The 24,991-nt window shown below is 70.0% G+C and carries 19 protein-coding genes and 5 tRNA genes; 11 read left to right on the top strand and 13 right to left on the bottom strand.

Annotated elements, in window-relative coordinates; genetic code table 11:
- Window positions 1-76: 76 nt before the first annotated feature.
- Together K9S39_RS24085 and K9S39_RS24080 are read right to left on the bottom strand one after the other, a co-directional pair.
- Window positions 77-149: transfer RNA gene (locus K9S39_RS24085), tRNA-Lys, on the bottom strand.
- Between the two features lie 406 nt (window positions 150-555).
- A complete protein-coding gene (locus K9S39_RS24080; protein WP_248865416.1) occupies window positions 556-2,760 on the bottom strand; it encodes a DEAD/DEAH box helicase in 2,205 nt (734 codons plus the stop codon).
- Window positions 2,761-3,032: 272 nt separating this feature from the next.
- Between K9S39_RS24080 and K9S39_RS24075 the strand changes: the two genes are divergently transcribed.
- Window positions 3,033-3,671, top strand: a complete 639-nt coding sequence (locus K9S39_RS24075) for a hypothetical protein (protein ID WP_248865415.1) — start codon at window positions 3,033-3,035, stop codon at window positions 3,669-3,671.
- Between the two features lie 282 nt (window positions 3,672-3,953).
- On the opposite strand, the gene K9S39_RS24070 is transcribed toward K9S39_RS24075, so the two are convergent.
- A complete protein-coding gene (locus tag K9S39_RS24070; protein ID WP_248865414.1) occupies window positions 3,954-4,304 on the bottom strand; it encodes a metallopeptidase family protein in 351 nt (116 codons plus the stop codon).
- 115 nt (window positions 4,305-4,419) lie between these two features.
- Here K9S39_RS24070 and K9S39_RS24065 point away from each other — a divergent pair, with 115 nt between their 5' ends.
- From K9S39_RS24065 to K9S39_RS24050, 4 genes are all read left to right on the top strand, one after another.
- The gene (locus K9S39_RS24065) at window positions 4,420-6,060 is read left to right on the top strand and encodes a metallophosphoesterase family protein (RefSeq protein WP_248865413.1); all 1,641 of its coding nucleotides are present in this window, start codon (window positions 4,420-4,422) and stop codon (window positions 6,058-6,060) included.
- An 82-nt stretch (window positions 6,061-6,142) separates the two neighbouring features.
- Window positions 6,143-6,215, top strand: a tRNA-Glu gene (locus tag K9S39_RS24060).
- A gap of 48 nt (window positions 6,216-6,263) precedes the next feature.
- Window positions 6,264-6,338, top strand: a tRNA-Asp gene (locus K9S39_RS24055).
- Window positions 6,339-6,342: 4 nt separating this feature from the next.
- Window positions 6,343-6,416: transfer RNA gene (locus tag K9S39_RS24050), tRNA-Phe, on the top strand.
- A 112-nt stretch (window positions 6,417-6,528) separates the two neighbouring features.
- On the opposite strand, the gene K9S39_RS24045 is transcribed toward K9S39_RS24050, so the two are convergent.
- A complete protein-coding gene (locus tag K9S39_RS24045) occupies window positions 6,529-6,753 on the bottom strand; it encodes a hypothetical protein (RefSeq protein WP_248865412.1) in 225 nt (74 codons plus the stop codon).
- Between the two features lie 64 nt (window positions 6,754-6,817).
- Window positions 6,818-7,894: an ABC-2 transporter permease gene (locus K9S39_RS24040; RefSeq protein WP_248865411.1), complete on the bottom strand. Its 1,077-nt coding sequence runs from the start codon at window positions 7,892-7,894 to the stop codon at window positions 6,818-6,820.
- A gap of 140 nt (window positions 7,895-8,034) precedes the next feature.
- Here K9S39_RS24040 and hrpA point away from each other — a divergent pair, with 140 nt between their 5' ends.
- The 3 genes from hrpA to K9S39_RS24025 all read left to right on the top strand — a co-directional run bounded on the left by hrpA (window position 8,035) and on the right by K9S39_RS24025 (window position 12,790).
- Window positions 8,035-12,084: an ATP-dependent RNA helicase HrpA gene (hrpA, locus tag K9S39_RS24035; protein ID WP_248865410.1), complete on the top strand. Its 4,050-nt coding sequence runs from the start codon at window positions 8,035-8,037 to the stop codon at window positions 12,082-12,084.
- 97 nt (window positions 12,085-12,181) lie between these two features.
- Window positions 12,182-12,256: transfer RNA gene (locus K9S39_RS24030), tRNA-Asp, on the top strand.
- 300 nt (window positions 12,257-12,556) lie between these two features.
- Window positions 12,557-12,790 carry a DUF6274 family protein gene (locus K9S39_RS24025; protein ID WP_248865409.1) on the top strand — a complete coding sequence of 78 codons (234 nt, stop codon included), beginning with the start codon at window positions 12,557-12,559 and terminating at the stop codon, window positions 12,788-12,790.
- A gap of 530 nt (window positions 12,791-13,320) precedes the next feature.
- Here K9S39_RS24025 and bldC read toward each other — a convergent pair.
- Both bldC and K9S39_RS24015 read right to left on the bottom strand, forming a co-directional pair.
- A complete protein-coding gene (gene bldC / locus K9S39_RS24020; protein ID WP_003949541.1) occupies window positions 13,321-13,527 on the bottom strand; it encodes a developmental transcriptional regulator BldC in 207 nt (68 codons plus the stop codon).
- A gap of 532 nt (window positions 13,528-14,059) precedes the next feature.
- Window positions 14,060-14,896 carry a hypothetical protein gene (locus K9S39_RS24015; RefSeq protein ID WP_248865408.1) on the bottom strand — a complete coding sequence of 279 codons (837 nt, stop codon included), beginning with the start codon at window positions 14,894-14,896 and terminating at the stop codon, window positions 14,060-14,062.
- Between the two features lie 194 nt (window positions 14,897-15,090).
- Between K9S39_RS24015 and K9S39_RS24010 the strand changes: the two genes are divergently transcribed.
- Together K9S39_RS24010 and K9S39_RS24005 are read left to right on the top strand one after the other, a co-directional pair.
- Complete coding sequence (locus K9S39_RS24010; RefSeq protein WP_248865407.1) at window positions 15,091-16,260, top strand: Leu/Phe/Val dehydrogenase; 1,170 nt, start codon at window positions 15,091-15,093, stop codon at window positions 16,258-16,260.
- 397 nt (window positions 16,261-16,657) lie between these two features.
- Window positions 16,658-16,906, top strand: a complete 249-nt coding sequence (locus tag K9S39_RS24005) for a DUF3073 domain-containing protein (RefSeq protein WP_248865406.1) — start codon at window positions 16,658-16,660, stop codon at window positions 16,904-16,906.
- A gap of 165 nt (window positions 16,907-17,071) precedes the next feature.
- Here the strand turns inward: K9S39_RS24005 and purM are convergent, their stop codons facing one another.
- The 6 genes from purM to purS form a co-directional block, all read right to left on the bottom strand.
- The gene (purM, locus tag K9S39_RS24000; protein ID WP_248865405.1) at window positions 17,072-18,142 is read right to left on the bottom strand and encodes a phosphoribosylformylglycinamidine cyclo-ligase; all 1,071 of its coding nucleotides are present in this window, start codon (window positions 18,140-18,142) and stop codon (window positions 17,072-17,074) included.
- A 34-nt stretch (window positions 18,143-18,176) separates the two neighbouring features.
- Window positions 18,177-19,736: an amidophosphoribosyltransferase gene (purF, locus tag K9S39_RS23995; protein ID WP_248865404.1), complete on the bottom strand. Its 1,560-nt coding sequence runs from the start codon at window positions 19,734-19,736 to the stop codon at window positions 18,177-18,179.
- Between the two features lie 370 nt (window positions 19,737-20,106).
- On the bottom strand, window positions 20,107-20,904 hold the full coding sequence (locus K9S39_RS23990; RefSeq protein WP_248865403.1) for a maleylpyruvate isomerase family mycothiol-dependent enzyme: 798 nt from the start codon (window positions 20,902-20,904) through the stop codon (window positions 20,107-20,109).
- Between the two features lie 202 nt (window positions 20,905-21,106).
- Window positions 21,107-23,356 (bottom strand): phosphoribosylformylglycinamidine synthase subunit PurL, encoded by a 2,250-nt coding sequence (purL, locus tag K9S39_RS23985; protein WP_248865402.1) that lies wholly within the window; start codon window positions 23,354-23,356, stop codon window positions 21,107-21,109.
- On the bottom strand, window positions 23,353-24,057 hold the full coding sequence (purQ, locus tag K9S39_RS23980) for a phosphoribosylformylglycinamidine synthase subunit PurQ (protein ID WP_248865401.1): 705 nt from the start codon (window positions 24,055-24,057) through the stop codon (window positions 23,353-23,355). The genes purL and purQ overlap by 4 nt, the downstream gene beginning before the upstream one ends.
- The gene (gene purS, locus K9S39_RS23975) at window positions 24,054-24,317 is read right to left on the bottom strand and encodes a phosphoribosylformylglycinamidine synthase subunit PurS (RefSeq protein ID WP_248865400.1); all 264 of its coding nucleotides are present in this window, start codon (window positions 24,315-24,317) and stop codon (window positions 24,054-24,056) included. Before purS ends, purQ begins: the two co-directional genes overlap by 4 nt.
- Window positions 24,318-24,644: 327 nt before the next feature.
- Between purS and K9S39_RS23970 the strand changes: the two genes are divergently transcribed.
- A complete protein-coding gene (locus tag K9S39_RS23970) occupies window positions 24,645-24,965 on the top strand; it encodes a histone-like nucleoid-structuring protein Lsr2 (protein ID WP_248865399.1) in 321 nt (106 codons plus the stop codon).
- Window positions 24,966-24,991 lie beyond the last annotated feature (26 nt).

Below are 24,991 nucleotides of genomic sequence, written 5' to 3'. Positions count from 1 at the left end.
GAGGAAGCGCCCCGGCTAGGGTAAGTAGCCGGGGCGCGTTCTTGCAGGTCAGCGCCCCGCGAGAGGGCTGGACCGGTGGGCCATCAGGGGCTCGAACCCTGAACCAATGGATTAAAAGTCCACTGCTCTGCCAATTGAGCTAATGGCCCGCACCGAGCAGCATAGCCCGACCACGTGCCGAAGCCCGAAGCCATTACCCCTCCATGGGCACATCGGCCGCATCCCAGGGCCCGTGGGCGTCCCGGAGGGGCCCACGACAAGCTCTGCGGACGGCGCGAGCAAGCCCGGCGGTCGGCACCGCAGCCGGGCCGCAGCCAGGGCGTCTCCGTACGCGCCACTCCCCCGCCCCGCACACAACGCACAGGGCCCGTACGGCACTTGCGTGACGTACGGGCCCTGCGGTGAAGCCAGTCGACAGACCACCCGTCAGTCGCCCGTCAGTCGCCGACAGGCCGCCCGTGGGTCGGTCGACAGACCGGCCATCGGTCAGCCGGTACACCGACCAACAGTCAGCCGACAGTCCAGCTGCCGGCCGACCGGGCGGCTTCCGCCCCCTCAGCCGTTGCGCTTCCAGCGCGGCTTGTCGTCGCGACGGCCGAAGGAGCCGGTCGCGGTGCCGGAGTCGCGGTGGTCGCGGCGGCCGTACGGGCGGTCGCCAGCGGAGCGGTAGCCACCGGAGGACGGGCGGCCGGAGCGGTCATCGCGGTTGAACGGACGGTTCGGGCGGTCGCCGCGGTCCCGGCCGAAGCCGCCACGGTCATCACGACGGTCGAAGGAACGCCCACCGGACCGCTCCCGGCCGAAGCCGCCACGGTCACCGCGCCGGTCGAAGGAACGGCCACCCGACCGCTCATCGCGCCGGTCGTCCCGCCGGTCACGGTCGAACGACCGGCCACCGGAACGGTCGTCACGCCGGTCGTCACGACGGTCATCGCGGTTGAACGGACGGTTCGGGCGGTCACCGCGGTCCCGGCCGAAGCCGCCACGGTCATCACGACGGTCGAAGGAACGCCCACCGGACCGCTCCCGGCCGAAACCACCACGGTCATCACGACGGTCGAAGGAACGGCCACCCGACCGCTCATCGCGCCGGTCGTCCCGCCGCCCGTCAGGCCGGTCGTCCCGACGCTCCCGCCGCTCGAAGTTGCCCCGCTCATCGCGCCGGTCGTCCCGACGGTCGTCCCGCCGCTCGTACGAGGAGGAGCGGCGCGGCGCCTCGTCCGCCGAGGTGGCCTGCGCCGGCACCGCGGCGGTCTCGGCCGCCTCGGTGGTCGCGGCAGCGGCGGCGAGCGCCTCGGCCGGGTCCTCGCCGCGCTCGCGCGCGGCACGGGCGGTCAGCCGGTCCGCGTCCTCGCGCAGTTCGGTGGCGCGGCGCTGCAGCCGCTCCAGCTCGCGGGTGAGTCCGGCCACCTCGCGCTCCGCCTGCTTGGCGGCGTTGTTGGCCGACTCGGCCTGGACCTCGGTGAGCGACCGCGCACCGGTGATCCGGGCGACGTCGTCGTCGAAGGCGCCGGAGCCGACGATGTGCCGCGAGGCGTCCACGCCCGCGTCCTCCATCAGGCGGAAGATCTGCCGGCGCTGGTGCGGAAGGGAGAGGGAGACGACGGTGCCGGACTGGCCCGCGCGGGCCGTACGGCCGGAACGGTGCAGGTAGTCCTTGTGGTCACCGGCCGGGTCGACGTTCAGGACCAGGTCGATGCCGTCGACGTGGATACCGCGGGCGGCGACGTCGGTGGCGACCAGCGCGTTGACGTAGCCGTCCTTGAAGTCGGCGAGGACGCGGGTGCGCGCGCCCTGGGTCATGCCGCCGTGCAGGGCGTCCGCCTTCACGCCCGCCTCGACGAGCTGCTCGGCGATCCGGTCGGCGCCCAGCTGGGTGCGGACGAAGATGATGGTGCGGCCCTTGCGGGCGGCGATGGCGGCGGTGACCGGGGCCTTGTCCTTCGGCTTCACGACGAGGACGTGGTGGGTCATGGTCGTGACATTGCCCTGGGCGCTGTCGACCTCGTGGCTGACCGGGTTGGTCAGGTAACGCTTGACCAGGGTGGAGATCTCGTTCTCCATCGTGGCCGAGAACAGCATCCGCTGGCCGCCCTCGGGCACCTGGTCGAGCAGCTCGGTGACCTCGGGCAGGAAGCCCAGGTCGGACATCTGGTCGGCCTCGTCGAGGACGGCGACCTCGACGGCCTCCAGGGAGCAGGCGCCGCGGTTGATGATGTCGCGCAGCCGGCCCGGGGTGGCGACGAGGATGTCGACGCCGCGCTCCAGGGCGTAGATCTGGTTGCCCATCGACGTACCGCCGCAGACGACCTTCATCTTCAGGCCGAGGACGTCGCCGTACGGCTGGAGGGCGTCGGCGACCTGCATCGCCAGCTCACGGGTGGGGGTGAGGAGGACGGCGCGCGGCTTCTTCTTCTCGGTGCGGCCGCCGGCCAGCCTGGCCAGGGTCGGCAGGCCGAAAGAGAGGGTCTTGCCGGAGCCGGTGCGGCCGCGGCCGAGGATGTCCCTGCCGGCCAGGGCGTCCGGGATGGTCGCGGCCTGGATCGGGAAAGGGGTGGTGACGCCGTTCTGCGCGAGCTTGCGGACGACGCCCTCGGGCAGTCCGAGGTCGGCGAAGGTGGCATCAGCGGCTTCCGCCGCGGGGACCCCGGGGGCCTCGGTCTTCTCGGCCGCGGGGGCCGTCTCGACCCACTCGGTCACCTCGGGGGCCGTCTGCTCGTCGGCAGCGGGCATGACGGACTGCTCAATGGAAATGGACATGCGAAATGCGAAACCTTCCGGAGTCTCGGCACGCGCCCAAACTCCGTGTGTTTCACAAGAACCGCCTCAATGCGGTCAGCCACGGCAAGGGAGAGAACGCGCCACGCGGCGCGCTTCTTTTCTGGCGCCGGGCAAATGGGATCAAACGATCTACCACCATACGCACCCTGCCCCCCGGAAGGCAAATGACCTTCCCGGCGGCCAGCCGGTATCGCGGCTGAGCGGCCGCCCGATCCCGCTCTGCGCAGCCCTACGCGTCCTCCTCCCACTCGATGTACCAGGGCGACTCGGGCGACGGACCGGACGCCTGTGACGTGGGCGACGGGGAGTCGCTCGGCGGCGGGCTCGGCTTCGGGGTCGGCGTGGGGGACGCCGGCGAGGGCGGCGGCGAGGACGGCTCGTCGGGCCGCGACGGCGTCGGCTCCGCGGACCCGCCGCTCCCGGACGAGCCGCCCGTGCCCGTGGAGCCGCTCTGCCCCGATCCCGAGGTGGGCACCGGGCCGGACGGCGCCACCGTCCGCGAGGGCGTCTCCGGCGCGGTAACCGTCGGCGTCGCGCCCGCCGGCCGCTCCCTGTGCCGCTTGCCGCCGGACATGCCCCGCCCGTCCTCGTTCCCCATCCGCCGCGGCCCGTCGCCGCGCCCGTCCGCCGCCACCCCGTCGGGCTCCCGCTCCGCATCCTTCCCGTCGTCCTGCCGCGCGGCGCTGCCCGACGGCTGGGGCCGGCCGCCCGGATCGCTCACGCTCACGCACCCGGCCAGCGACGCGACCAGCGCCGAAACGGCCATCGCCGCGGCGGTGACCCGGGCCAGCGTGCGTCCGCCGGACGCGGGCACCGGGGACGCGGGCGCGGCAGCGTCGGACACGGCCGGAGCCGGGGACGACGGCATCGGCGAGGAGCGGCGGGGGTGACGGGACGGGCGGAAAGGGCTCGGGCGCACGGGAGGGACCTCCGGATCCGGAGCGCAGGGACGGCAGCGGCGGACGCCCTGCCCAACTCCCGCCCCCCGCTGGAGGACACGCGCACCGCGACCCGGATCCGGCCCGGGTCCCGTATGTCCGAAGTCCGCGGTTCGCCCGTGGGACGGCGGCCCGCCGACGGGGTGTCGACGGGGCGCCGACGGGGTGTCGATGGGGTGTCGGACGTGGTCCGGTCAGCCGACTCCGAGCGCGTGCAGCCGTACCCGGCCGCGTTCAGCCGTACCCGAGCGCGTGCAGCCGCTCGTCGTCGATCCCGAAGTGGTGCGCCACCTCGTGAACGACCGTCACCTCGGTCTCGGCGACCACGTCCTCGTGTGTCGCGCACATCCGCAGCGTCGGCCCCCGGTAGACGGTGATGCGGTCCGGCAGGACGCCCGCGTACCACTCGCCGCGATCGGTCAGCGGGGTGCCCTCGTAGAGCCCGAGCAGGTCGGGGGCGTCGGCCGGGGGCTCGTCCTCGACGAACACCGCCACGTTGTCCATGAGCCGGGTCAGTTCCGGCGGGATCCGGTCCAGCGCCTCGGCGACCAGTTCCTCGAACTCCTCACGCGTCATTTCCAGCACGCAGCCATTCTCCGACACCCGCCCCGGAACCGGTCGTCGAGCGGCCGCGTCCGGCGGGCCGACCGGGGCGCCCACTCCCCGATTGACACCCGCCACGGCTGGGCATACCCGGACAATGGCCCGTGTCCCGCGCTTCCGGAGACCGACCAGCGACAACCGGAAAAGCCGTCTGCTCCGGCTGTTCCGCGCCCCGCTCTCCGCCGTACGGAACCCGCCCCACACCGTCCGCCACCCCTACCGCAGCCGCCGTACGCCCCCCACGCTTCCCCTCGGCCGGACTCCGCACCCGGCTGCCCGCGCCCTGGTGCTGGCGGCCGTCGCCGTCCTCGGCGCCTGGCTCGGGCTGGTGGTGATCGGCGGCATCCACGCCCCCGTAGGTCCGATGGACACCCGAATGGCGCTGCGCCCCTCCCTGACCGGCGGCACCAGGATCAACGTCTCCCCCCTGGGCGACCTGGAACTCCGCAGCCACCATGCCCCCGTACGGCTCGATGTCGACGTCGACCGGCTGGACCCGGGCCGCTTCCAGGCACTGATCGATCAACCCGCCCGGTTCGCCGGCCTGCAGGCCCAGGTCACCGACGACGTCACCCGGAGCGCCGCCGACCTCGTCCTGCACTCCTGCGTCGCGGTGGCCGCCGGCGCCACCGCGCTGGGCCTGGCGGTCTACCGCCGGCCCCGCCGCGCCCTCGCCGCCGGCGGGCTCGCGCTCACCCTCCTCGCCGCCTCCGGAGGCGCCGCGTACGCCACCTGGAACCCGGACTCCGTCCTGGAACCGAAGTTCTCCGGGCTGCTCTCCTCGGCCCCGTCCGTGGTCGGCGACGCCCGCAGCATCGTCAGCGAATTCGACGTCTACCAAAAGGAGTTGGCGCGCCTGGTCACCAACGTCAGCAAGCTCTACGACGCCACCTCGACGCTGCCCGCCTACCAGCCGGACCCCAGCACCATCCGCGTCCTGCACGTCTCCGACATCCACCTCAACCCGGCCAGCTGGCGGATCATCGAATCCCTCGTCAAGCAGTACCGGATCAACGTGATCATCGACACCGGCGACACCATGGACCACGGCTCGGCCGCCGAGAACCCCTTCCTGGCCCCGGTCTCCCGCCTCGGCGCCCCGTACGTATGGGTGCGCGGCAACCACGACTCGCGCACCACGCAGAAGTACCTGACCGGCCGCCCCCGGGTCACCGTCCTCGACGACGGGCGGGTCGCCCAGGTGGCCGGCCTGCGGATCGCGGGCGTCGGCGACCCGCAGTTCACCCCGGACCGCTCCGTGGTGGCCGCCGGCGACCCCGCCGAGCGCACCGCGGGCGGCCGGCTCGCCGACTCGCTGCGCACCCAGCGGCTGGCCGGCAAGCCCGTCGACATCGCCATCGCTCACAACCCCGTCGCCGTGACCGAGGCCGACGGCCTGGTCCCACTGGCGCTGGCCGGGCACCTCCACCACCGCGAACGCGCCACGCTCCCCCGGGGCACCCGGCTGATGGTCGAGGGATCGACGGGCGGCGGCGGGCTGCGCGCCGTGCAGAACACCGAGCCCGAGCAGGTCCAGGCGTCGGTGCTCTATCTGGACCGGAAGACCAGGCTGCTGCAGGCATGGGACGAGATCACGCTCGACGGCCTCGGTCTGTCCCGCGCCGAGGTCAGCCGCCACCTCCCCCAGGAGAACCAGCCCGGGGCCGGCCCGTCGCCGAGTGGCTCGCCCGGCCCCGCTCCGGGAAGGTCCGGGACGCCCTCCCCCAGCCCTGGGTAAACCGTTTTGGCGAACGGTCCTCCCATCCCATATGCTTCTCACGTCCCCGACGGCGCCGGTAACGACGCCAAGGTGGCCACCAGCCCTCATCGTCTAGTGGCCCAGGACGCCGCCCTTTCAAGGCGGTAGCACGGGTTCGAATCCCGTTGGGGGCACGCATCACCGTGTGCGAGACTGGTTCCGGCCACTCTCGCACAATGCAAGGTCCTGTGGAGCAGTTTGGAGTGCTCGCCACCCTGTCAAGGTGGAGGCCGCGGGTTCAAATCCCGTCAGGACCGCTCTGGCTGGGTAGCTCAGTTGGTACGAGCGATCGCCTGAAAAGCGATAGGTCGCCGGTTCGACCCCGGCCCCAGCCACACCTCTTGGTAGAAGGCCCCGATCCGGTGGATCGGGGCCTTCTACGTGTCCGGATTCGTGTCCGGTCCCGGCTCCGGGGGCCGCTGCCGGGCACGCCTCAGCCCCGGAGCGTCATGCCCGGTCGACGGCCGCCGGGCTCGCCTCGCCCTTCGGGTCCCAGAAGATCAGCCGGGCTCCGCCGGTGATCGCTCCGGTAGCGGCCAGCCCCAAGACCAGCTTCACCAGCCGCATATTGCCCTCCCAGTCGTGCGCCGGCCCGAAGACCAGCCACACCCCCAGGCCGATCCCCGCGGCCATGACCACGCCCCCACCCAAACGCCGTAATCCATTGATCATGCGGCCATGGTCGCACCGCGCCGGATGACGGGCGCCGGAATCACGGGCGCCGGCGACACCCGGCTCAGCCGGCCTCCGCCGCGTGCGCCCGGGCCGTCTCGCGCCCACCCGGATGGCGGTGCCGCCAGACCCAGAAGACCGTGCAGGACAGCGCCGCCCAGCCGGCCAGCACCAGGAACGGGAAGGCGTGCTGGTGGCCGCCGAAGTAGACCGCGGTGTGCTGGGCGTTGACCGCGGCGCCCGGCGGCAGCCAGCGGCCGATGTGGCCGAGAACGGACGGCAGCAGCGGCCAGGAGACCGCACCGCCCGAGGAGGGGTTGCCCAGCAGCACCATCAGCCCCCAGGTGGGGATCATCGCCCAGCGCCCCATCAGGACGTTGAACATGGAGAAGACCATGCCGGACGAGAACATCGTCAGCGAGAGGATTCCCCAGGACTCGATGAACGGCAGGCGCAGCGCGCCCAGCCACCAGTCCACCACCGCCGCGATGGCGAAGCCGCCCAGCAGCGCGTAGAGCACGGTGAACGCGATCCGCTCCGCCGGGTTGAGGGAGCCGGCGTTCACGTTCAGCTGGATCGCGCCGACGAAGCCGACGATCACCGAGGCCAGTGAGACGTAGAAGAGCGCGAGGCCGCGCGGATCGCCGTCCTGCAGCGGCTTGATGTCCCGGATCCGGACGTCCACGCCGGTCGTCTTCGCGGCCTGCTCGCCCGCGTCGGCCAGCAGCTCGGCCACCGACGCGCCCGAGGCACCGGCCACCTCCAGCTCCACCCCCTGGCCGCGGGCCCGCAGGATGGCGAACTCCCGCTGGTCCTCGACGGCCTCGCGGGCCGCGCCGTAGGTGGCGTACTCGGTCGGCCGGAGCGCGACGTTCAGCTCCTTCTCCATTCCCTGGATGAACGCCTGCCGCTGCGGGCTGTCCTCGGGGCCGACCACGGCGGTCGGGAGGTGCCGCGGGGTCGGATCCGCCATGGCGTAGGTGTACGAGCCGGCGAACAGGCCGGCGGCCGCGGCGAGGATGAACACCAGCACGGTCGCGGGGAAGAACGGCGACCTCTTGAAAGCCGCCCACTTCTCCGTAGCGGTCGACTGCCGGTCATGTGCGCCATGCGGAACAGATTCACCGTGTTGATCATCCATGTGAACACGCTAAGACACCGATGCCGGACATTCCCGGGCAGGGTCTCCAGCCGCGCGCGGTGCGCTCGCCCCCGAGGTGCCGCCCGCCGTCGGGAATTCGTTCGCCAGTAATTTGCGTCAGGTGAGACCCTGGGGGGCGTATGTCCAGTCAGCCTGCCCCCGCCCTGCCCGACGGCGCCGCTTCCGCGCTGCCCGCTCTGCTCGATCGCCTGCCCGAGCTGACGCTGCGCGACCAGCAGCGGCTGGGGCGCCGGCTCGACGGCGCGCGCCGGATCCGTAAGCCCGAGGCCCGCGCGGCCGTGCTCGCCGAGATCTCCGAAGGCATCGACGAGGCGGAGCTGCGGGTCGCCCAGCGGCGCGCCGCCGTGCCCGCGGTCACATATCCGGAAGAACTCCCGGTCAGCCAGAAGAAGGACGAGATCCTCGCGGCGATCCGGGACCACCAAGTCGTGATCGTCGCGGGCGAGACCGGCTCCGGCAAGACCACCCAGATCCCCAAGATCTGCCTGGAGCTGGGCCGGGGCGTGCGCGGTCTGATCGGGCACACCCAGCCGCGCCGGATCGCGGCTCGTACGGTCGCCGAGCGGGTGGCCGAGGAGCTGCGGACCCCGCTGGGCGAGGCGGTCGGCTGGAAGGTCCGCTTCACCGACCAGGTCGGCGGCGACACCCTCGTCAAGCTGATGACGGACGGCATTCTGCTCGCCGAGATCCAGACGGACCGCGAGCTGCGCCAGTACGACACGATCATCATCGACGAGGCCCATGAACGCAGCCTCAACATCGACTTCATCCTGGGCTATCTGGCGCAGCTGCTGCCCCGGCGCCCGGATCTGAAGGTCGTCATCACCTCCGCGACGATCGACCCCGAGCGGTTCTCGCGGCACTTCGGGGACGCCCCGATCGTCGAGGTCTCCGGGCGTACGTATCCGGTCGAGGTGCGCTACCGCCCGCTGTTGGAGGAGGGCGGCCAGGCTGCGAACAATCTGGAGGGCGACCGGGACCAGATCACCGCGATCTGTGACGCGGTGGACGAGCTGCGGGCCGAAGGCCCCGGCGACATCCTGGTGTTCCTCTCCGGTGAGCGCGAGATCCGTGACACCGCCGACGCGCTCAACAAGAAGCAGCTGCCCGCCACCGAGGTCCTCCCCCTGTACGCCCGGCTGTCGCACGCCGAGCAGCACCGGGTGTTCCAGCGACATACCGGACGCCGGATCGTGCTCGCCACCAACGTGGCGGAGACCTCGCTGACCGTACCGGGCATCCGGTACGTCATCGACCCGGGCATGGCCCGGATCTCCCGCTACAGCTTCCGCACCAAGGTGCAGCGGCTGCCGATCGAGCCGGTCTCGCAGGCCAGCGCCAATCAGCGCAAGGGCCGCTGCGGCCGTACCAGCGACGGCATCTGCATCCGCCTGTATTCCGAGGACGACTTCCTCGCCCGCCCGGAGTTCACCGACGCGGAGATCCTGCGTACGAATCTCGCCTCCGTCATCCTGCAGATGACCGCGGCCGGCCTCGGCGACATCGAGAAGTTCCCGTTCATCGATCCGCCGGACCGCCGCAACATCAAGGACGGCATCGATCTGCTGCGTGAGCTCGGCGCGCTGGAGACCGGGCAGAAGACCGCCCAGGGGCCGAAGAGGCAGCGGCTCACCCCGGTCGGCCGCAAGCTCTCCCAGCTGCCGGTCGACCCGCGGCTGGCCCGGATGGTGCTGGAGGCCGACCGCAACGGCTGCGTCCGCGAGGTCATGGTCATCGCGGCGGCGCTGTCCATCCAGGACCCGCGCGAGCGCCCCTCGGACAAACAGCAGCAGGCCGATCAGCAGCACGCCCGCTTCAAGGACGAGACCAGCGATTTCCTGGCCTTCCTCAATCTGTGGCGCTATGTCCGCGAGCAGCAGAAGGCGCTGTCGTCGTCGGCGTTCCGCCGGATGTGCCGGGCCGAGTTCCTGAACTATCTCCGGATACGCGAGTGGCAGGACATCTATTCCCAGCTGCGTACGGTCGTGAAGACCATGGGCGTCCACCTCTCCGAGGAGGACGCAGCGCCCGACCGTATTCATACCTCCCTGCTTTCCGGTTTGCTTTCGCATATCGGGCTCAAGAACGCCGAGGGCGAGGGCGGGAGAGACGGGGCCGCCAAGAACGAATATCTGGGCGCCCGCGGCGCCAAGTTCGCGGTCTTCCCCGGCTCCGCCCTCTTCAAGAAGCCGCCGCGCTGGGTGATGTCCGCGGAGCTGGTGGAGACCTCCCGCCTGTGGGCCCGGGTGAACGCCAGGATCGAGCCGGAATGGGTCGAGCCGCTGGCGCAGCACCTGGTGAAGCGGACGTACAGCGAGCCGCACTGGGAACAGAAGATGGCCGCGGTGATGGCGTACGAGCGGGTGACGCTCTACGGCGTGCCGCTGGTCGCCCAGCGCAAGGTGAACTACGGCCGGATCGATCCGGAGACCTCGCGCGACCTGTTCATCCGCAACGCGCTGGTCGAGGGCGACTGGCGCACCCACCACCAGTTCTTCCATGACAATCGCAAACTCCTCGGTGAAGTGGAGGAGTTGGAGCACCGCGCCCGGCGCCGCGACATTCTGGTGGACGACGAGACGCTCTTCGACTTCTACGACCAGCGCATTCCGGAGGACATCGTCTCGGGGGCGCATTTCGACGCGTGGTGGAAGAAAAAGCGCCACGAAGCGCCGGAGCTGCTGAACTTCGAGCAGTCCATGCTCATCAACGAATCCGCCGAGGCCGTCACCAAGGACGATTATCCGGATTCCTGGCGCCAGGGAAAGCTGAAGTTCAAGGTCACCTATCAGTTCGAGCCCGGCGCGGACGCGGACGGCGTGACCGTCCACATCCCCCTCCAGGTCCTCAACCAGGTCTCGTCCGAGGGTTTCGACTGGCAGATCCCGGGCCTGCGCGAGCAGCTGGTGACGGAGCTGATCCGCTCGCTGCCCAAACCGGTCCGCCGCAACTACGTCCCCGCGCCGAACTTCGCGGCCCGCTTCCTGGACTCGACGGTGCCGCTGCAGGGCCCCCTGACGTCCGCTTTGGCGGCGGGACTGCAGGGCATGGTGGGCGTTCCGGTCGAGGCCGCCGACTTTGACACCGGCAAGGTCCCCGACCACCTCAAGATCACGTTCCGGGTCGTCGACGAGCGACGCCACAAGCTCGCCGAGGCCAAGGACCTCGAAGCGCTGCGCCTCCAGCTCAGGCCGAAGACCCGGGCCGCCATCTCCAAGGCGTTCGAGCAGGCCGCCGAGCGGCCCGGCAAGGGCGGCCGGGGCACCAAGGGCGGCGGCCCGGAGCTGGCCGGCCTGGAGCAGCGCACCGGCCTGACGTCCTGGACGATCGGCGCGCTGCCGCGCACCTTCGAGACCCGGCGCGCGGGCCAGCCGCTGAAGGCGTACCCGGCGCTGGTGGACGAGGGCGGCAGCGTCGCCGTACGGCTCTTCGACACGGAGGCGGAGCAGCTGCAGGCGATGTGGGCCGGCACCCGCCGCCTCATCCTGCTCAACATCCCCACCAACCCCGCCAAGTTCGCCCAGGACAAGCTGAGCAACCAGCAGAAGCTCGCGCTGTCCCGCAATCCGCACGGCTCCATCGGGGCACTCTTCGAGGACTGTGTGACGGCCGCCGCCGACCGGCTGATCGCGGCCCGGGGCGGCCCGGCGTGGGACGAGGAGTCCTTCCGGAAGCTGTTCGACGGGGTGCGTGCCGACCTGGTGGACGCGACGCTGAAGACCATCCAGCAGGTCCAGGAGGTGCTGGCCGCCTGGCAGGCGTGCGAGCGCCGGCTGAAGGCGACGACGTCCCCCTCGCTGCTGCCGTCGCTGGCGGACGTCAGGGAGCAGCTGGCGGCCCTGATCAAGCCGGGTTTCGTCACCGCGCACGGCGCCAAGCGGCTGCCGGACCTGATGCGCTATCTGGTGGCCGCCGACCGCCGGCTGCAGCAGATGCCCACCCACGCCGAGCGGGACCGCAGCCGGATGGCGAAGGTGAAGGAGATGCAGGACGAATACGCCTGGCTGCTGGAGCAATTCCCCCAGGGCCGTCCGGTCCCGGCCGCGGCCCGGGAGATCCGCTGGATGATCGAGGAGCTGCGGGTGAGCTACTTCGCGCATGCCCTCGGGACGGCGTACCCGGTCTCGGACAAGCGCATCGTGAAGGCCGTGGACGCGGCCGCCCCCTAGGGCGGGGCCGTCACCGGCATCGAGTTCGACCGCACCCCCTGGCCTGCTGTAGAGTCTTGCTTCGCAGCCCGCCGCGTCGGCGGGAAGCGAAGATCAAGGTCCTGTGGAGCAGTTTGGAGTGCTCGCCACCCTGTCAAGGTGGAGGCCGCGGGTTCAAATCCCGTCAGGACCGCTTTTTCTACGGCCCGCATCCCCGGTGGATGCGGGCCGTTGTGCTGTTCCGGGACGGCCGCGCCCGGACGCCGCGAAGGGCACCGCAATCCCGTCAGGGCCGCGGCTACTTCCGGCCGGTCTCACCAGGGGGTGCCGACGGTGGTCGCCGTCCCGCCCGGCGCGTTCACCAGGGCGGGCGCCGTTGCACGTCGTGGCCCGAAGGCTGCATCCAGTGACGGCCGGGGGCTTCGGCCGTCTTGACGGCGGCACGTACCGCCGGTACTCACAGAGGAAGCGCGGGGCCGGGGAGGTGCGTGCAATGACAACAGCGGCAAGGCACGAAACCAGGGCGCTTTTGCGCGCCCATCTGGCGGCCGCCACGGGCTACCGCCACCTGACGCGGCACTGCCCCATCTGCCATCAGCTGCTACGCCTCGCCATGGAGCCGCACAAGGCCCGCTCCGGGCCCGCGACGCCCGCCGCCGCTACGGACTCCCCTCAGGCCGTCTACGGGCCGCCCGCGACGGAGGACGAAAGCCCCCCGACCCGATGACCGATGCCACGCCCCCACCCGCCGTGCGGTGACACGCTGTTGGGTGACGGCGTCGGGAGTTCATTACCGCAGTCGCCACACCGCGTTCAAGCACTTCGCCGTGTGACGGGAGTCACCGAACAAGTTTTACGGAACGGGGAACTTACACCCTTCCTACAACTGGTCAATTTAATATGTGCAATTGCACCATCCTCCGACGGCTCCCGAACGGGACCGCCGCGTCCACTCGGAGAGGCCCTCTGAGGAGCCCTGACGGCGCCTTCGACGCCGTCCTGGGGTGCGCCGGCGCCCGGTCGACCGAACCCCGGCGAGCGGCCCGGGAGCGGGCGTACACACAAAAAAATCGCGCTGGACCCGGCGGAGTCCAGCGCGATCGATGACGTACCCAGATGGAGCGGGTGCCGGGCCTGTTGGGGCAGGCGCCGCGTCGGTAAAGCTGAGTGGAGCTTGATGGAACAGGTGGAGCTAAGTGGTGCCAAGTGGGTGTTTACGGGTTGGGGGGCCCGAAAACAGCCCGGCTATGCGGTTATTCAGGCCTCGCTGCGCTGCTGCGGGATACCCGCGAGCAGTGCGCGGACCTCAGCCTCGCGGTAACGCCGATGCCCTCCGAGCGTGCGGATGGACGTGAGCTTGCCTGCCTTGGCCCAACGGGTCACCGTCTTCGGGTCCACGCGGAACATCGTGGCAACCTCGGCAGGGGTAAGCAGCGGCTCGGCGTCAGGGGTGCGAGCGGTCATGAGCGGCCTCCTCGGGAGAACCGAACCATCACGGTTCTTTCCTCTAAATTCTGCACCTTGACCCGCGTTGCCCGAAATGGCGGACGCGGGCCGAGTCGGTTATAGGACGAACGGCTTGTCCTCGGCACTACAACTACACCATCTGTCCAGCCACGTCGGCCAAACCGATGGAATTGCCCTCTCAGGTGTTCAACCTCGGCGGAAGCCGATGGACCGACCCATAGCGGACAGTCACACCACCGTGACGAACAGTCACAACGTGATCAGCCGCCACGAGGCACACAAGGAGCGCAAGAGCGATCTATCCGCCCTTAGTTGGACGGATGGAGCCCTTGTCAGGCTCCTTGTCCTATTTTGGCACGAGGGTATGGCTTGGGGGCAAGACCCGAAGTCAGTGCTTTAGGTCACGCTTGAGGCAATCGTCCGGATCAGGACCTACGTCCCATGTCATACTCATGGACAATCAAACCCAGCACATCTTTTCGGACATGGCCCGAATAGCGAAGCCTCCGAGCACAAACCGTTATTGCGCTCAGCTGGCGAATTGGCGCTCACGCACCGCACGCCACCGCTCCGACAACCTCTCGTACGCGGCGCCGGCCCGCTCGCCGTCCCCCTCGCGCAGCGCCGCCAGCCCCTCCGCCACCTCCGCGGCGGAATGGTCCTCGGCGAGCTGCCCCTCGGGCACCGCGTGCACCAGCCCTCCGTAATCCAGTTCCACGAACGAACGCGGATGGAATTCTTCGAGCCAGCGCCCCACATCTACCAGGCCGTCGATCAGCCGCCCTTCCTCAAGCGCGTCCCGCAGCGTCCGCAGCCCGCGCGCGACCCGGCGCCGCGCCTGCACCATCGGCGTCCGGTAACGCAGCAGCAACCCGTGCTCACCCTTCGTGTACTCCCGCTCGGAGTCGTCGAACAGCACGAACCAGCGGACCGGAACATGCCAGCTCGCCTCACGGATCCACGGCCGGGCGTCCGGATTCCGCTCCCGCCACTGCTCATAGTCGGTGGCCGCCTGCCGGCGCACCACCGGGGGCAGCGCCGCGTCCAGCACCGGCGTCGGCAGCAGCCGCTCCAGCGACTCCAGGGCCTGCCAGCCGCGCAGCCGGGTGCGCCACGGACAGACGCAGACCACCCCGTTCACCACGGCGACGAACGCGTCGGCGCTCTCGTGGACCGGGACCGGCACCGGCGGGGTGGGCAGCAGATCGGCCAGCGCCCGGCGCTGTTCGTCCTGGGCGGTGGGGGTGTGCCTACGCTTGGCGTAACGGGCCCAATGGGAGCGCTCCGGCTCCGGGAACGCTGCCAGCGGCTCGTAGACCCGTAGATATGCCACATACGGGACCATCACCGACGACGCCAAGGCCACGCCCGCTCCTTCAAAGGGAAGTCCACCGCCGGGAGTTGCCTACCCCCGCCCGGCCTGGGATACGGCAGATCGTGCCACGCCCGTCCCCCAGGAGTGGGTGATCCTCGGCACCTGGCCGATCAGCACACCCCGGAGGTCTTACGCTCTTCCCGACCGGCCCTCCCCCACCCGCAGGAGGGCGTCCTCCGCGACTTATGGGAGTCACCACAGTGACTGACGTACGTCCTGCCGCTACCCCCAGGCTCTCAGCTGCGTTCGAGCAGGGGGGACCCCCACACGCCGACGGCGGCGTTCTGCACACCCTGTTCCGCACGGAGCAGGGCGGACATGAGCAAGTCGTGCTCTGCCAGGACCGCGCCAGCGGCCTCAAGGCCGTGATCGCCATCCACAGCACCGCTCTGGGCCCCGCTCTCGGCGGTACCCGCTTCCACGCGTACGCCTCCGAGGAAGAGGCCGTCCTGGACGCTCTCAACCTCTCACGCGGTATGTCGTACAAGAACGCCCTCGCCGGGCTGGAGCACGGCGGCGGCAAGGCCGTGATCATCGGTGACCCCGAGGTGGTCAAAACCGAGGAACTCCTGCTCTCCTACGGCCGATTTGTGGCCTCCCTCGGGGGCCGCTATGTCACCGCGTGCGATGTCGGCACCTACGTCGCCGACATGAACGTCGTCGCCCGTACCAACAAGTGGACCACCGGCCGCTCGCCCGAGAACGGCGGCGCCGGCGACTCCTCCGTGCTGACCGCATTCGGCGTCTTCCAGGGCATGCGCGCCTCGGCGCAGCACCTGTGGGGCGACCCGACGCTGCGCGGCCGCACGGTCGGCATCGCGGGCGTCGGCAAGGTGGGCCACCACCTCGTCGAACACCTCCTCCAGGACGGCGCCGAGGTCGTGATCACGGATGTGCGCGCCGAGCCGGTGGGCCGGGTCCGCGCCAGGCACCCGCAGGTGACCGCCGTCGCGGACACCGACGCGCTGATCCGCGTCGAGGGTCTGGACGTGTACGCGCCGTGCGCCCTGGGCGGCGCGCTGGACGACGACTCGGTGGCGGCGATGACCGCGAAGATCGTGTGCGGTGCCGCCAACAACCAGCTCGCGCACCCCGGGGTCGAGAAGGACCTGTCCGACCGGGGCATCCTCTACGCCCCGGACTACGTCGTGAACGCCGGCGGCGTCATCCAGGTCGCCGACGAGCTGCACGGCTTCGACTTCGACCGCTGCAAGGCCAAGGCCACGAAGATCTTCGACACCACGCTGGCGATATTCGCTCGTGCGAAGGCGGAGGGCATCCCCCCGGCCGAGGCGGCGGACCGGCTCGCCGAGCAGCGCATGGCCGACGCCCGACGCAAAGGCCGGCGCGTCTGACCGAGACTGGAACAGCTCATATGTCCGATTAAATCCAGCCATCCGTCACGGAACATATCTCGCCGTACGCGCGAGATCCGCCCAATCCGTCGAATCCACCGAATCCGCTGAAGATCCGGCCTTGTGGTACCCGTCACGGGTGGTCGGGGAGACATCCCTCACCACCCGTCGGCGGGTCGCCGTATGGGACAGGTTAAAATCGCAGTTGACCAGCGAGGAAAGGGCGCCTCGCGGGTTGTGCCGACCGGCGGGTGATGCGGGCGACGTACCGTATGGCCGCGGAAGCAGGTACCGTTGAAGCCCTACGAGCCGGTCTCTCTGTCGAGAGTCCGCTCTGCATCGTGAACGCGTTCAAGACTCTGGGGCCATCGAGCCCCGTCATTGAGGGGGTCGACCCATGGGGCGCGGCCGGGCCAAGGCCAAGCAGACAAAGGTCGCCCGCCAGCTGAAGTACAGCAGCGGTGGGACGGATCTCTCACGACTGGCTGACGAGCTGGGTGCATCGCAGTCGAGCCAGCAGCCTCCGAACGGCGAGCCGTTCGAGGATGACGAGGACGACCCGTACGCACGGTACGCAGAGCTGTACAACAAGGACGACGACGATGAGGACGAGGGCGACTCGTCCGACCAGCGCCGTCGCGCCTGAGGCTGCCGCGCGTACGCGGCTCTGACAACAGCACCGAGGACCCGGTCCGGGACATCGCGCCCGGACCGGGTTCTGTGCTGCTCGGACGGCCGACGATGATGGGGTACCTCCCCCGGCCCGTTCAGGGCATGGGGAAGGGCTCCACGGCCCGGCCGGCGACGGCGGCTAGCGTGCGTACGCACCGGTCAGGGTCACTGCCTCGGCGCGGTCACCGCGCTCGACGATCTCCCCGCTGAGCCAGGCGTCCACGCCGCGGTCGGCGAGGGTGGTCAGCGCGACATCGACCGCCTCCTGGGGGACGACGGCGATCATGCCGACGCCCATGTTCAGGGTCTTCTCCAGCTCCGGGCGCTCGACCGAGCCGGCCGCGCCGACGAGGTCGAAGACCGCGCCCGGCGTCCAGGTGGAGCGGTCGATCGTGGCGTGCAGACCGTCCGGGATCACCCGGGCGAGGTTGTTGGCCAGGCCGCCGCCGGTGATGTGCGAGAAGGCGTGCACCTCGGCCGTACGGGTGAGCGCCAGGCAGTCCAGCGAGTAGATCTTGGTGGGCTCCAGCAGCTCCTCGCCCAGGGTGCGGCCGAACTCCGGGACGTCCCGGTCCAGGACCATTCCCGCGCGGTCGAACAGCACGTGGCGGACCAGCGAGTACCCGTTCGAGTGAAGTCCGGACGATGCCATCGCGATCACCGCGTCGCCCGTACGGATGCGATCCGCGCCCAGCAGCCGGTCGGCCTCGACCACGCCCGTACCGGCGCCGGCGACATCGAACTCGTCCACGCCCAGCAGCCCCGGATGCTCGGCGGTCTCCCCGCCGACCAGCGCGCAGCCGGCCAGGACACAGCCCTCGGCGATGCCCTTCACGATCGCGGCGACCCGCTCGGGGTAGACCTTGCCGACGCAGATGTAGTCGGTCATGAACAGCGGCTCGGCGCCGCAGACGACCAGGTCGTCGACGACCATGCCGACGAGGTCGTGGCCGATCGTGTCGTACACGCCCATCTTGCGGGCGATGTCGACCTTGGTGCCGACGCCGTCGGTGGCCGAGGCCAGCAGCGGACGCTCGTACCGCTTCAGCGCCGACGCGTCGAAGAGGCCGGCGAAACCGCCGAGCCCGCCGACGGCCTCGGGGCGGGTGGCCTTCCTGACCCACTCCTTCATGAGGTCGACGGCGCGGTCGCCGGCTTCGATGTCGACACCGGCGGCTGCGTAGCTGGCACCCATGGATTCAGCGGACATGGCTGAGAACTTTCGTTTCGTGTGTGTACGAGCTCTACGGGCGGCGCAGCGCGTCGGCGCCGCCGACGCCGGCCGTCAGCGTCTGGACGCCGTCCACATCGGACTTCGTCGGCGCGGCGGTCTCCGACTCCAGGAGGTGCTTGCCCAGCAGCCCGGGGTCGGGCAGCTCCATCGGGTACTCGCCGTCGAAGCAGGCGCGGCACAGATTCGGCTTGGCGATGGTGGTCGCCTCGATCATGCCGTCGATGGAGATGTACGCCAGGGAGTCGGCGCCCAGCGACTTGCCGATCTCCTCGACGCTCAGCCCGTTGGCGATCAGTTCCGCGCGGGTGGCGAAGTCGATGCCGAAGAAGCACGGCCATTTGATGGGAGGGCTGCTGATGCGGATGTGCACCTCGGCCGCCCCGGCCTCGCGGAGCATCCGGACGAGCGCGCGCTGGGTGTTGCCGCGGACGATCGAGTCGTCGACGACCACCAGGCGCTTGCCGCGGATGACTTCCTTCAGCGGGTTGAGCTTGAGGCGGATGCCCAGCTGGCGGATGGTCTGCGAGGGCTGGATGAACGTCCGGCCGACGTAGGAGTTCTTGACCAGTCCGGAGCCGTACGGAATGCCGCTGGCCTCGGCGTACCCGACGGCGGCCGGGGTGCCGGACTCCGGTGTCGCTATCACCAGATCGGCGTCGGCCGGCGCCTCGGCGGCCAGCTTGCGGCCCATCTCCACCCGGGAGAGGTACACATTGCGGCCGGCGATGTCGGTGTCCGGGCGGGCGAGGTAGACGTACTCGAAGACACAGCCCTTGGGGCGGGCCTCGGCGAACCGCGTGCTGCGCAGGCCGTTCTCGTCGATGGCGACCATCTCGCCGGGCTCGATCTCCCGGATGAAGCTGGCACCCACGATGTCGAGGGCGGCGGTTTCGGAGGCCACCACCCAGCCGCGCTCCAGGCGGCCCAGAACCAGCGGGCGGATGCCCTGCGGGTCGCGGGCGGCGTAGAGGGTGTGCTCGTCCATGAAGCACAGCGAGAAGGCACCGATGACCTTGGGGAGCACGCGCGGGGCGGCCTCCTCGACGGTCAGCGGCTTGCCGTCGTCGTCGACCTGGCCGGCCAGCAGCGCGGTCACGAGGTCGGTGTCGTTGGTGGCCGCGACCTGGGTCGCGCGGCCGCCCTCGCGGGGCAGCGCGGCGACCATCTCGGCCAGCTCGGCGGTGTTGACCAGGTTGCCGTTGTGGCCGAGCGCGATCGAGCCGTGCGCGGTGGCACGGAAGGTCGGCTGGGCGTTCTCCCACACCGAGGCACCGGTGGTGGAGTAGCGGGCGTGGCCCACGGCGATATGGCCCTGGAGGGAGCCGAGGGAAGTCTCGTCGAAGACCTGGGAAACCAGACCCATGTCCTTGAAAACGAGGATCTGGGAGCCGTTGCTCACTGCGATGCCCGCGGACTCCTGTCCACGGTGCTGCAGCGCGTACAGCCCGAAATAGGTGAGTTTGGCGACCTCTTCACCCGGAGCCCAGACTCCGAAGACGCCGCAAGCGTCCTGGGGGCCTTTCTCGCCGGGGAGCAGGTCGTGGTTGAGTCGTCCGTCACCACGTGGCACGTTCATGAGTCTAGGGCAGGTCGAGGATTCATCCGAACCGGGGATGGCCGCGCACCTGGATGAGTGCATGAACGAGACGCGGACGCGCTTGGCGTGCCCACCTCTACGCGGCGGCGCTTTTCGGCCAGGGAGGTCCCGCATCCCTTGGGGCACCTGGGGTGTTGCCGGGTACCACGCCTCGGGCAGCCGCTTGTGCGGGGTGCGGTGGAGGGGGCTGAGCGCGGGGTGTGAGATGCGCGACGTGGGGTGGGGAGGGGCGAGGGGTGAGGCTACGTAAGGGGAGTGGGGTGGGGGCTTCCCTGGGGCCCCTCCCCCCGGTGCGGGGGGCTTCCCTGGGGCCCCCGCCCCCACCCCCCTCGCCCCCCTCCCCTCAGCTCAACACAGGCAGATACCCGCTGATGTCCGCTCGCTCCCCGCTGGCGCTGACGGTCGCCGCGTCCAGCGCCTCGGCCCACCCCATACGGCCCGTGGCGAGGCGCAGCCAGGTCAGCGGGTCGGTCTCGACGACATTCGGCGGAGTGCCACGGGTGTGCTTCGGGCCCTCCACGCACTGCACCACCGCGAACGGCGGCACCCGGAGCTCCACCGACCCGCCGGGCGCCTTGACGGCGAGCGCGTCGGCCAGCAGACGGGTGGCGGTGGCCAGGGCCTGACGGTCGTACGGGATCTCCACACCGGTCGCCGCCGCCAGGTCGTCGGTGTGCACGACCAGCTCGATGCAGCGGGTCACCAGGTAGTCGGACAGCCGCATCGCGCCGGGCCGTGCGTGCACCAGCCGGTCATCGGACGCGGCAGGGAGTATCTCGGCGAACTCTTCGGCGGTGCGCGTCAGCAGCTCCACGGGATCGTTGGCGGCGGCCAGCGCGCGGGTGTGCTCATCGCCCCCGGATGTGTACGCGGCGGTGACGAACGGCCAGTCCAGCAGCTCGACCTCCACGTTCGCCGGGGCCGGCTCCCGCGATATGCGGGCCACGCTGCCGATCGCCAGCGACAGATGCGCGGCCAGCTCCCGCACCGTCCAGTCGCCCAGCCTGGTCGGCAGCGCGAACCGCTCCGGCGTCAACTCGCCCACAGCCGCGCGCACATGGTCGAGCTGCGCGATCAGCGCGGCGCGGATCTTGGCGGAGTCGTAACTGCGGGCGCGGGGCCTGCTGTGGATTGATGACATGCGCCGAGGCTACTGCGACCGCACGACACCGGCTCGGAGTTTTCCACAGGGCAGGAGGGTGTGCGCGGTTGTCCACAGGCGAGGGATTGCGGCGTGCGGAATCCGCCGCGTGCCGCGCCCCGCAGCCACCCGGGAATGTCGACGGCCCGCTCTCCCCCGAGCGGGGAGAGCGGGCCGTCGGACCGGAATCCAGCCCGGAGCCTCAGACGACAAGCCCCGGAATGGTCTCCTCGTGCGCGGCCTTCAGCTCGCTCAGCGGAATGCTGAACTGCCCCTGGACGTCGATCTCCGCGCCGTCGACCACACCGATACGCGTCGCCGGAAGCCCCCGCGCACCGCACATGTCGGTGAAGCGGAGCTCCTCGCTGCGCGGCACGGCGACGATCGCCCGGCCCGCCGACTCCGAGAACAGGAACACGAACGGGTCGATCCCGTCGGGCACCACCAGGCGGGCACCCTTGCCGCCGCGCAGACACGACTCCACCAGCGCCTGGACCAGACCACCGTCGGAAAGATCATGCGCCGCGTCGACCATGCCGTCACGCGAAGCCGAGATCAGGATTTCCGCCAGCAGCTGCTCCCGGGCCAGATCGACCTTCGGCGGCAGCCCACCGAGGTGCTCGTGCACCACCTGCGACCACGCCGAGCCGCCCAGCTCCTCCCGGGTGTCACCCAGCAGGTGGATCAGGTGGCCCTCGTCCGCGAAAGCCATCGGGGTGCGCCGGTTGACGTCATCGATGACACCCAGCACCGCGACCACCGGCGTCGGATGGATCGCGACCTCACCGGTCTGGTTGTAGAGCGACACATTGCCGCCGGTGACCGGCGTGCCCAGCGTCTGGCAGGCGTCCGCGAGACCCCGCGTGGCCTCGGCGAACTGCCACATCACCGCCGGGTCCTCGGGCGAACCGAAATTCAGGCAGTTGGAGACCCCCAGCGGCTTGGCGCCGGACGCGGCGACATTCCGGTACGCCTCGGCCAGCGCCAGTTGCGCACCTGCGTACGGGTCGAGCTTGGCATACCGCCCGTTGCCGTCCGTGGCCACCGCCACGCCCAGGTCGGAGTGCTCATCGATCCGCACCATGCCGGAGTCCTCCGGCTGTGCGAGCACCGTGTTGCCCTGCACGAAGCGGTCGTACTGATCGGTGATCCACGCCTTCGACGCCTGGTTGGGCGAGGCCACCAGCTTGAGGACCTGCGCGCGCAGCTCCTCGGCGCCGTCCGGCCGGGCCAGCTTGTTCGCGTCGTCCGCCTGCAGGGCGTCCTGCCACTCCGGGCGTGCGAACGGCCGGTGGTAGGTCGGCCCCTCATGGGCGACGGAGCGCGGCGGCACATCCACGATCTGCCGACCGTGCCAGAAGATCTCCAGCCGCTCGCCGTCGGTCACCTCACCGATGACGGTCGCGATGACATCCCACTTCTCGCAGATCTCCAGGAAGCGGTCGACCTTCCCGGGCTCGACGATCGCGCACATCCGCTCCTGCGACTCGCTCATGAGGATCTCCTCGGGCGAGAGGGAGGAGTCACGCAGCGGCACGGTGTCCAGCTCGACGCGCATCCCGCCGGAGCCGGCCGAGGCCAGCTCGCTGGTGGCGCAGGACAGCCCGGCGCCGCCGAGGTCCTGGATGCCGGTGACCAGATCCTCCTTGAAGATCTCCAGGGTGCACTCGATGAGCAGCTTCTCCTGGAAGGGGTCACCGACCTGGACGGCAGGACGCTTGGCGGGCCCCGTCGAGTCAAAGGTCTCCGACGCCAGGACGGACACGCCGCCGATGCCGTCGCCGCCCGTACGCGCCCCGTAGAGGATCACCTTGTTGCCGGCGCCGGACGCCTTGGCGAGATGGATGTCCTCATGCTTCATCACGCCCACGCACAGCGCGTTGACCAGCGGATTCCCCTGGTAACAAGGGTCGAAGACCACCTCGCCGCCGATGTTGGGCAGGCCCAGGCAGTTGCCGTAGCCGCCGATGCCCGCGACGACACCGGGCAGCACCCGCTTGGTGTCGGGGTGATCGGCCGCACCGAAGCGCAGCGGGTCCATCACGGCGACCGGCCGGGCGCCCATCGCGAGAATGTCGCGGACGATGCCGCCCACACCCGTGGCCGCGCCCTGGTACGGCTCGATGTACGAGGGGTGATTGTGCGACTCGACCTTGAAGGTGACCGCGTACCCCTGGCCGGCGTCGACGACCCCGGCGTTCTCCCCGATGCCGACGAGCAGCGCGTCGGTCTGCGGGGCCTTCTCGCCGAACTGCTTCAGATGGACCTTGCTGCTCTTGTAGGAGCAGTGCTCGGACCACATGACCGAGTACATGGCGAGCTCGGCGCCGGTGGGACGGCGTCCGAGGATCTCCCGGATCCGCTCGTACTCGTCCTGCTTCAGGCCCAGTTCGGCCCACGGCTGGCCGGCGTCCGGCGTCTCGGCTGCGTGCTTGACGGTGTCCAGAGTCATGCGTTGACCAGCTTCTTCAGGATCGAGGTGAAGAATCCGAGGCCGTCGGTACGCCCCGTACCGATCAGCGGCTCGACGGCGTGCTCGGGGTGCGGCATCAGGCCGACGACATTGCCCGCCTCATTGGTGATGCCGGCGATGTCGCGGAGCGAGCCGTTGGGGTTTCCGTATCCCTCGGCGGCCTCGCCGCCGACCAGGTAGCGGAAGGCCACCCGGCCCTCGACCTCCAGCATGTCCAGGGTGCGCTCGTCGGCGACGTACCGGCCGTCGATGTTCTTCAGCGGGATGCTGATCTCCTGGCCGGTCTCGTAGTCCGTCGTCCAGGAGGTGTCGGCGTTCTCCACCCGCAGCTTCTGGTCGCGGCAGATGAAGTGCAGATGGTTGTTGCGCAGCATCGCGCCGGGCAGGAGATGCGACTCGGTGAGCAACTGGAAGCCGTTGCAGATACCCAGAACCGGCATTCCGGCCTTCGCCTGCTCGATAACGGTCTCCATCACCGGCGAGAAACGAGAGATGGCCCCGGCCCGCAGGTAGTCGCCATAAGAGAAGCCACCGGGCAGGACCACGGCATCGGCCTGCTTGAGGTCCTTGTCGCGGTGCCACAGCGGTACCGCTTCGGCCCCGGCGGCCCGGACCGCGCGCTGGGTGTCGCGGTCGTCGAGCGTGCCGGGAAAAGTAATGACTCCGATACGAGCCGTCATGACCTGGCCTCGGCCGGCTCATCGACGTGCACGGTGAAGTCTTCGATAACGGTGTTGGCGAGGAAGGTCTCGGCCATCTCGTGGATGCGGGAGAGGGCGGCGTCGTCGACCGGACCCTCCACCTCAAGTTCAAAACGCTTGCCCTGACGGACGTCGGCGATCCCCTCGAAACCCAGGCGTGGCAGTGCGCGCTGCACCGCCTGGCCCTGCGGGTCGAGGATCTCCGGCTTGAGCATGACGTCGACTACGACGCGTGCCACTGGCACTCCCGGTGGTGTGGTGCGGCTGTGTTTCTCCGGGGAACCCCGGACCCCGATCGGTGTCCTCACAGTACCGTGTTCGAAAATCTACACGCATAGATATCTGATGACTTCATCACGGTCCGGCATCGGCACGAGTGAGCGGTGGGGAAAATCCTCGAAAAGATCTAGGGTCCGCATTGCGGGATGACACGCTGACGAAATTAACTGGGCTTCACAATGCAATGCCCATCACTGTACAAATGAAAAAGCATTGATTCCAATCAGCCGGATCTGCAGCATCACCCCATGTCAACACGGGACTGCTGCACGAAAGGACCGATATCCGTGGCGCAGCGAGTAGTAGTAACGCTCTCCGATGACATCGACGGAGGAGAAGCCGCAGAGACGGTCGCCTTCGGATTGGACGGGAAGTCGTACGAGATCGACCTCAATCCCGCCAATGCGAAGAAACTGCGCGCTTGTCTCGCTCCGTTCGTGGAAGCGGGACGCAAGCACGCCAAGTCCGGCAAGACCTACCACCGGACCGCGGTCACCCCCGACCCGGCGGCCGTCCGCGCCTGGGCCCGCTCCCACCAGATGGACGTCCCACCCCGGGGCCGCATCCCGAAGAAGGTCTACGAAGCCTTCAACGCCGCCAACCACTAACCAACTTGCCGGCGCTCCACAGTCCG

The sequence above is a fragment of the Streptomyces halobius genome (assembly GCF_023277745.1).
Lineage (GTDB): Bacteria > Actinomycetota > Actinomycetes > Streptomycetales > Streptomycetaceae > Streptomyces > Streptomyces halobius.
Note: the sequence above shows the minus strand (reverse complement) of the source record. Positions and strands in the feature narration are given on the sequence as shown.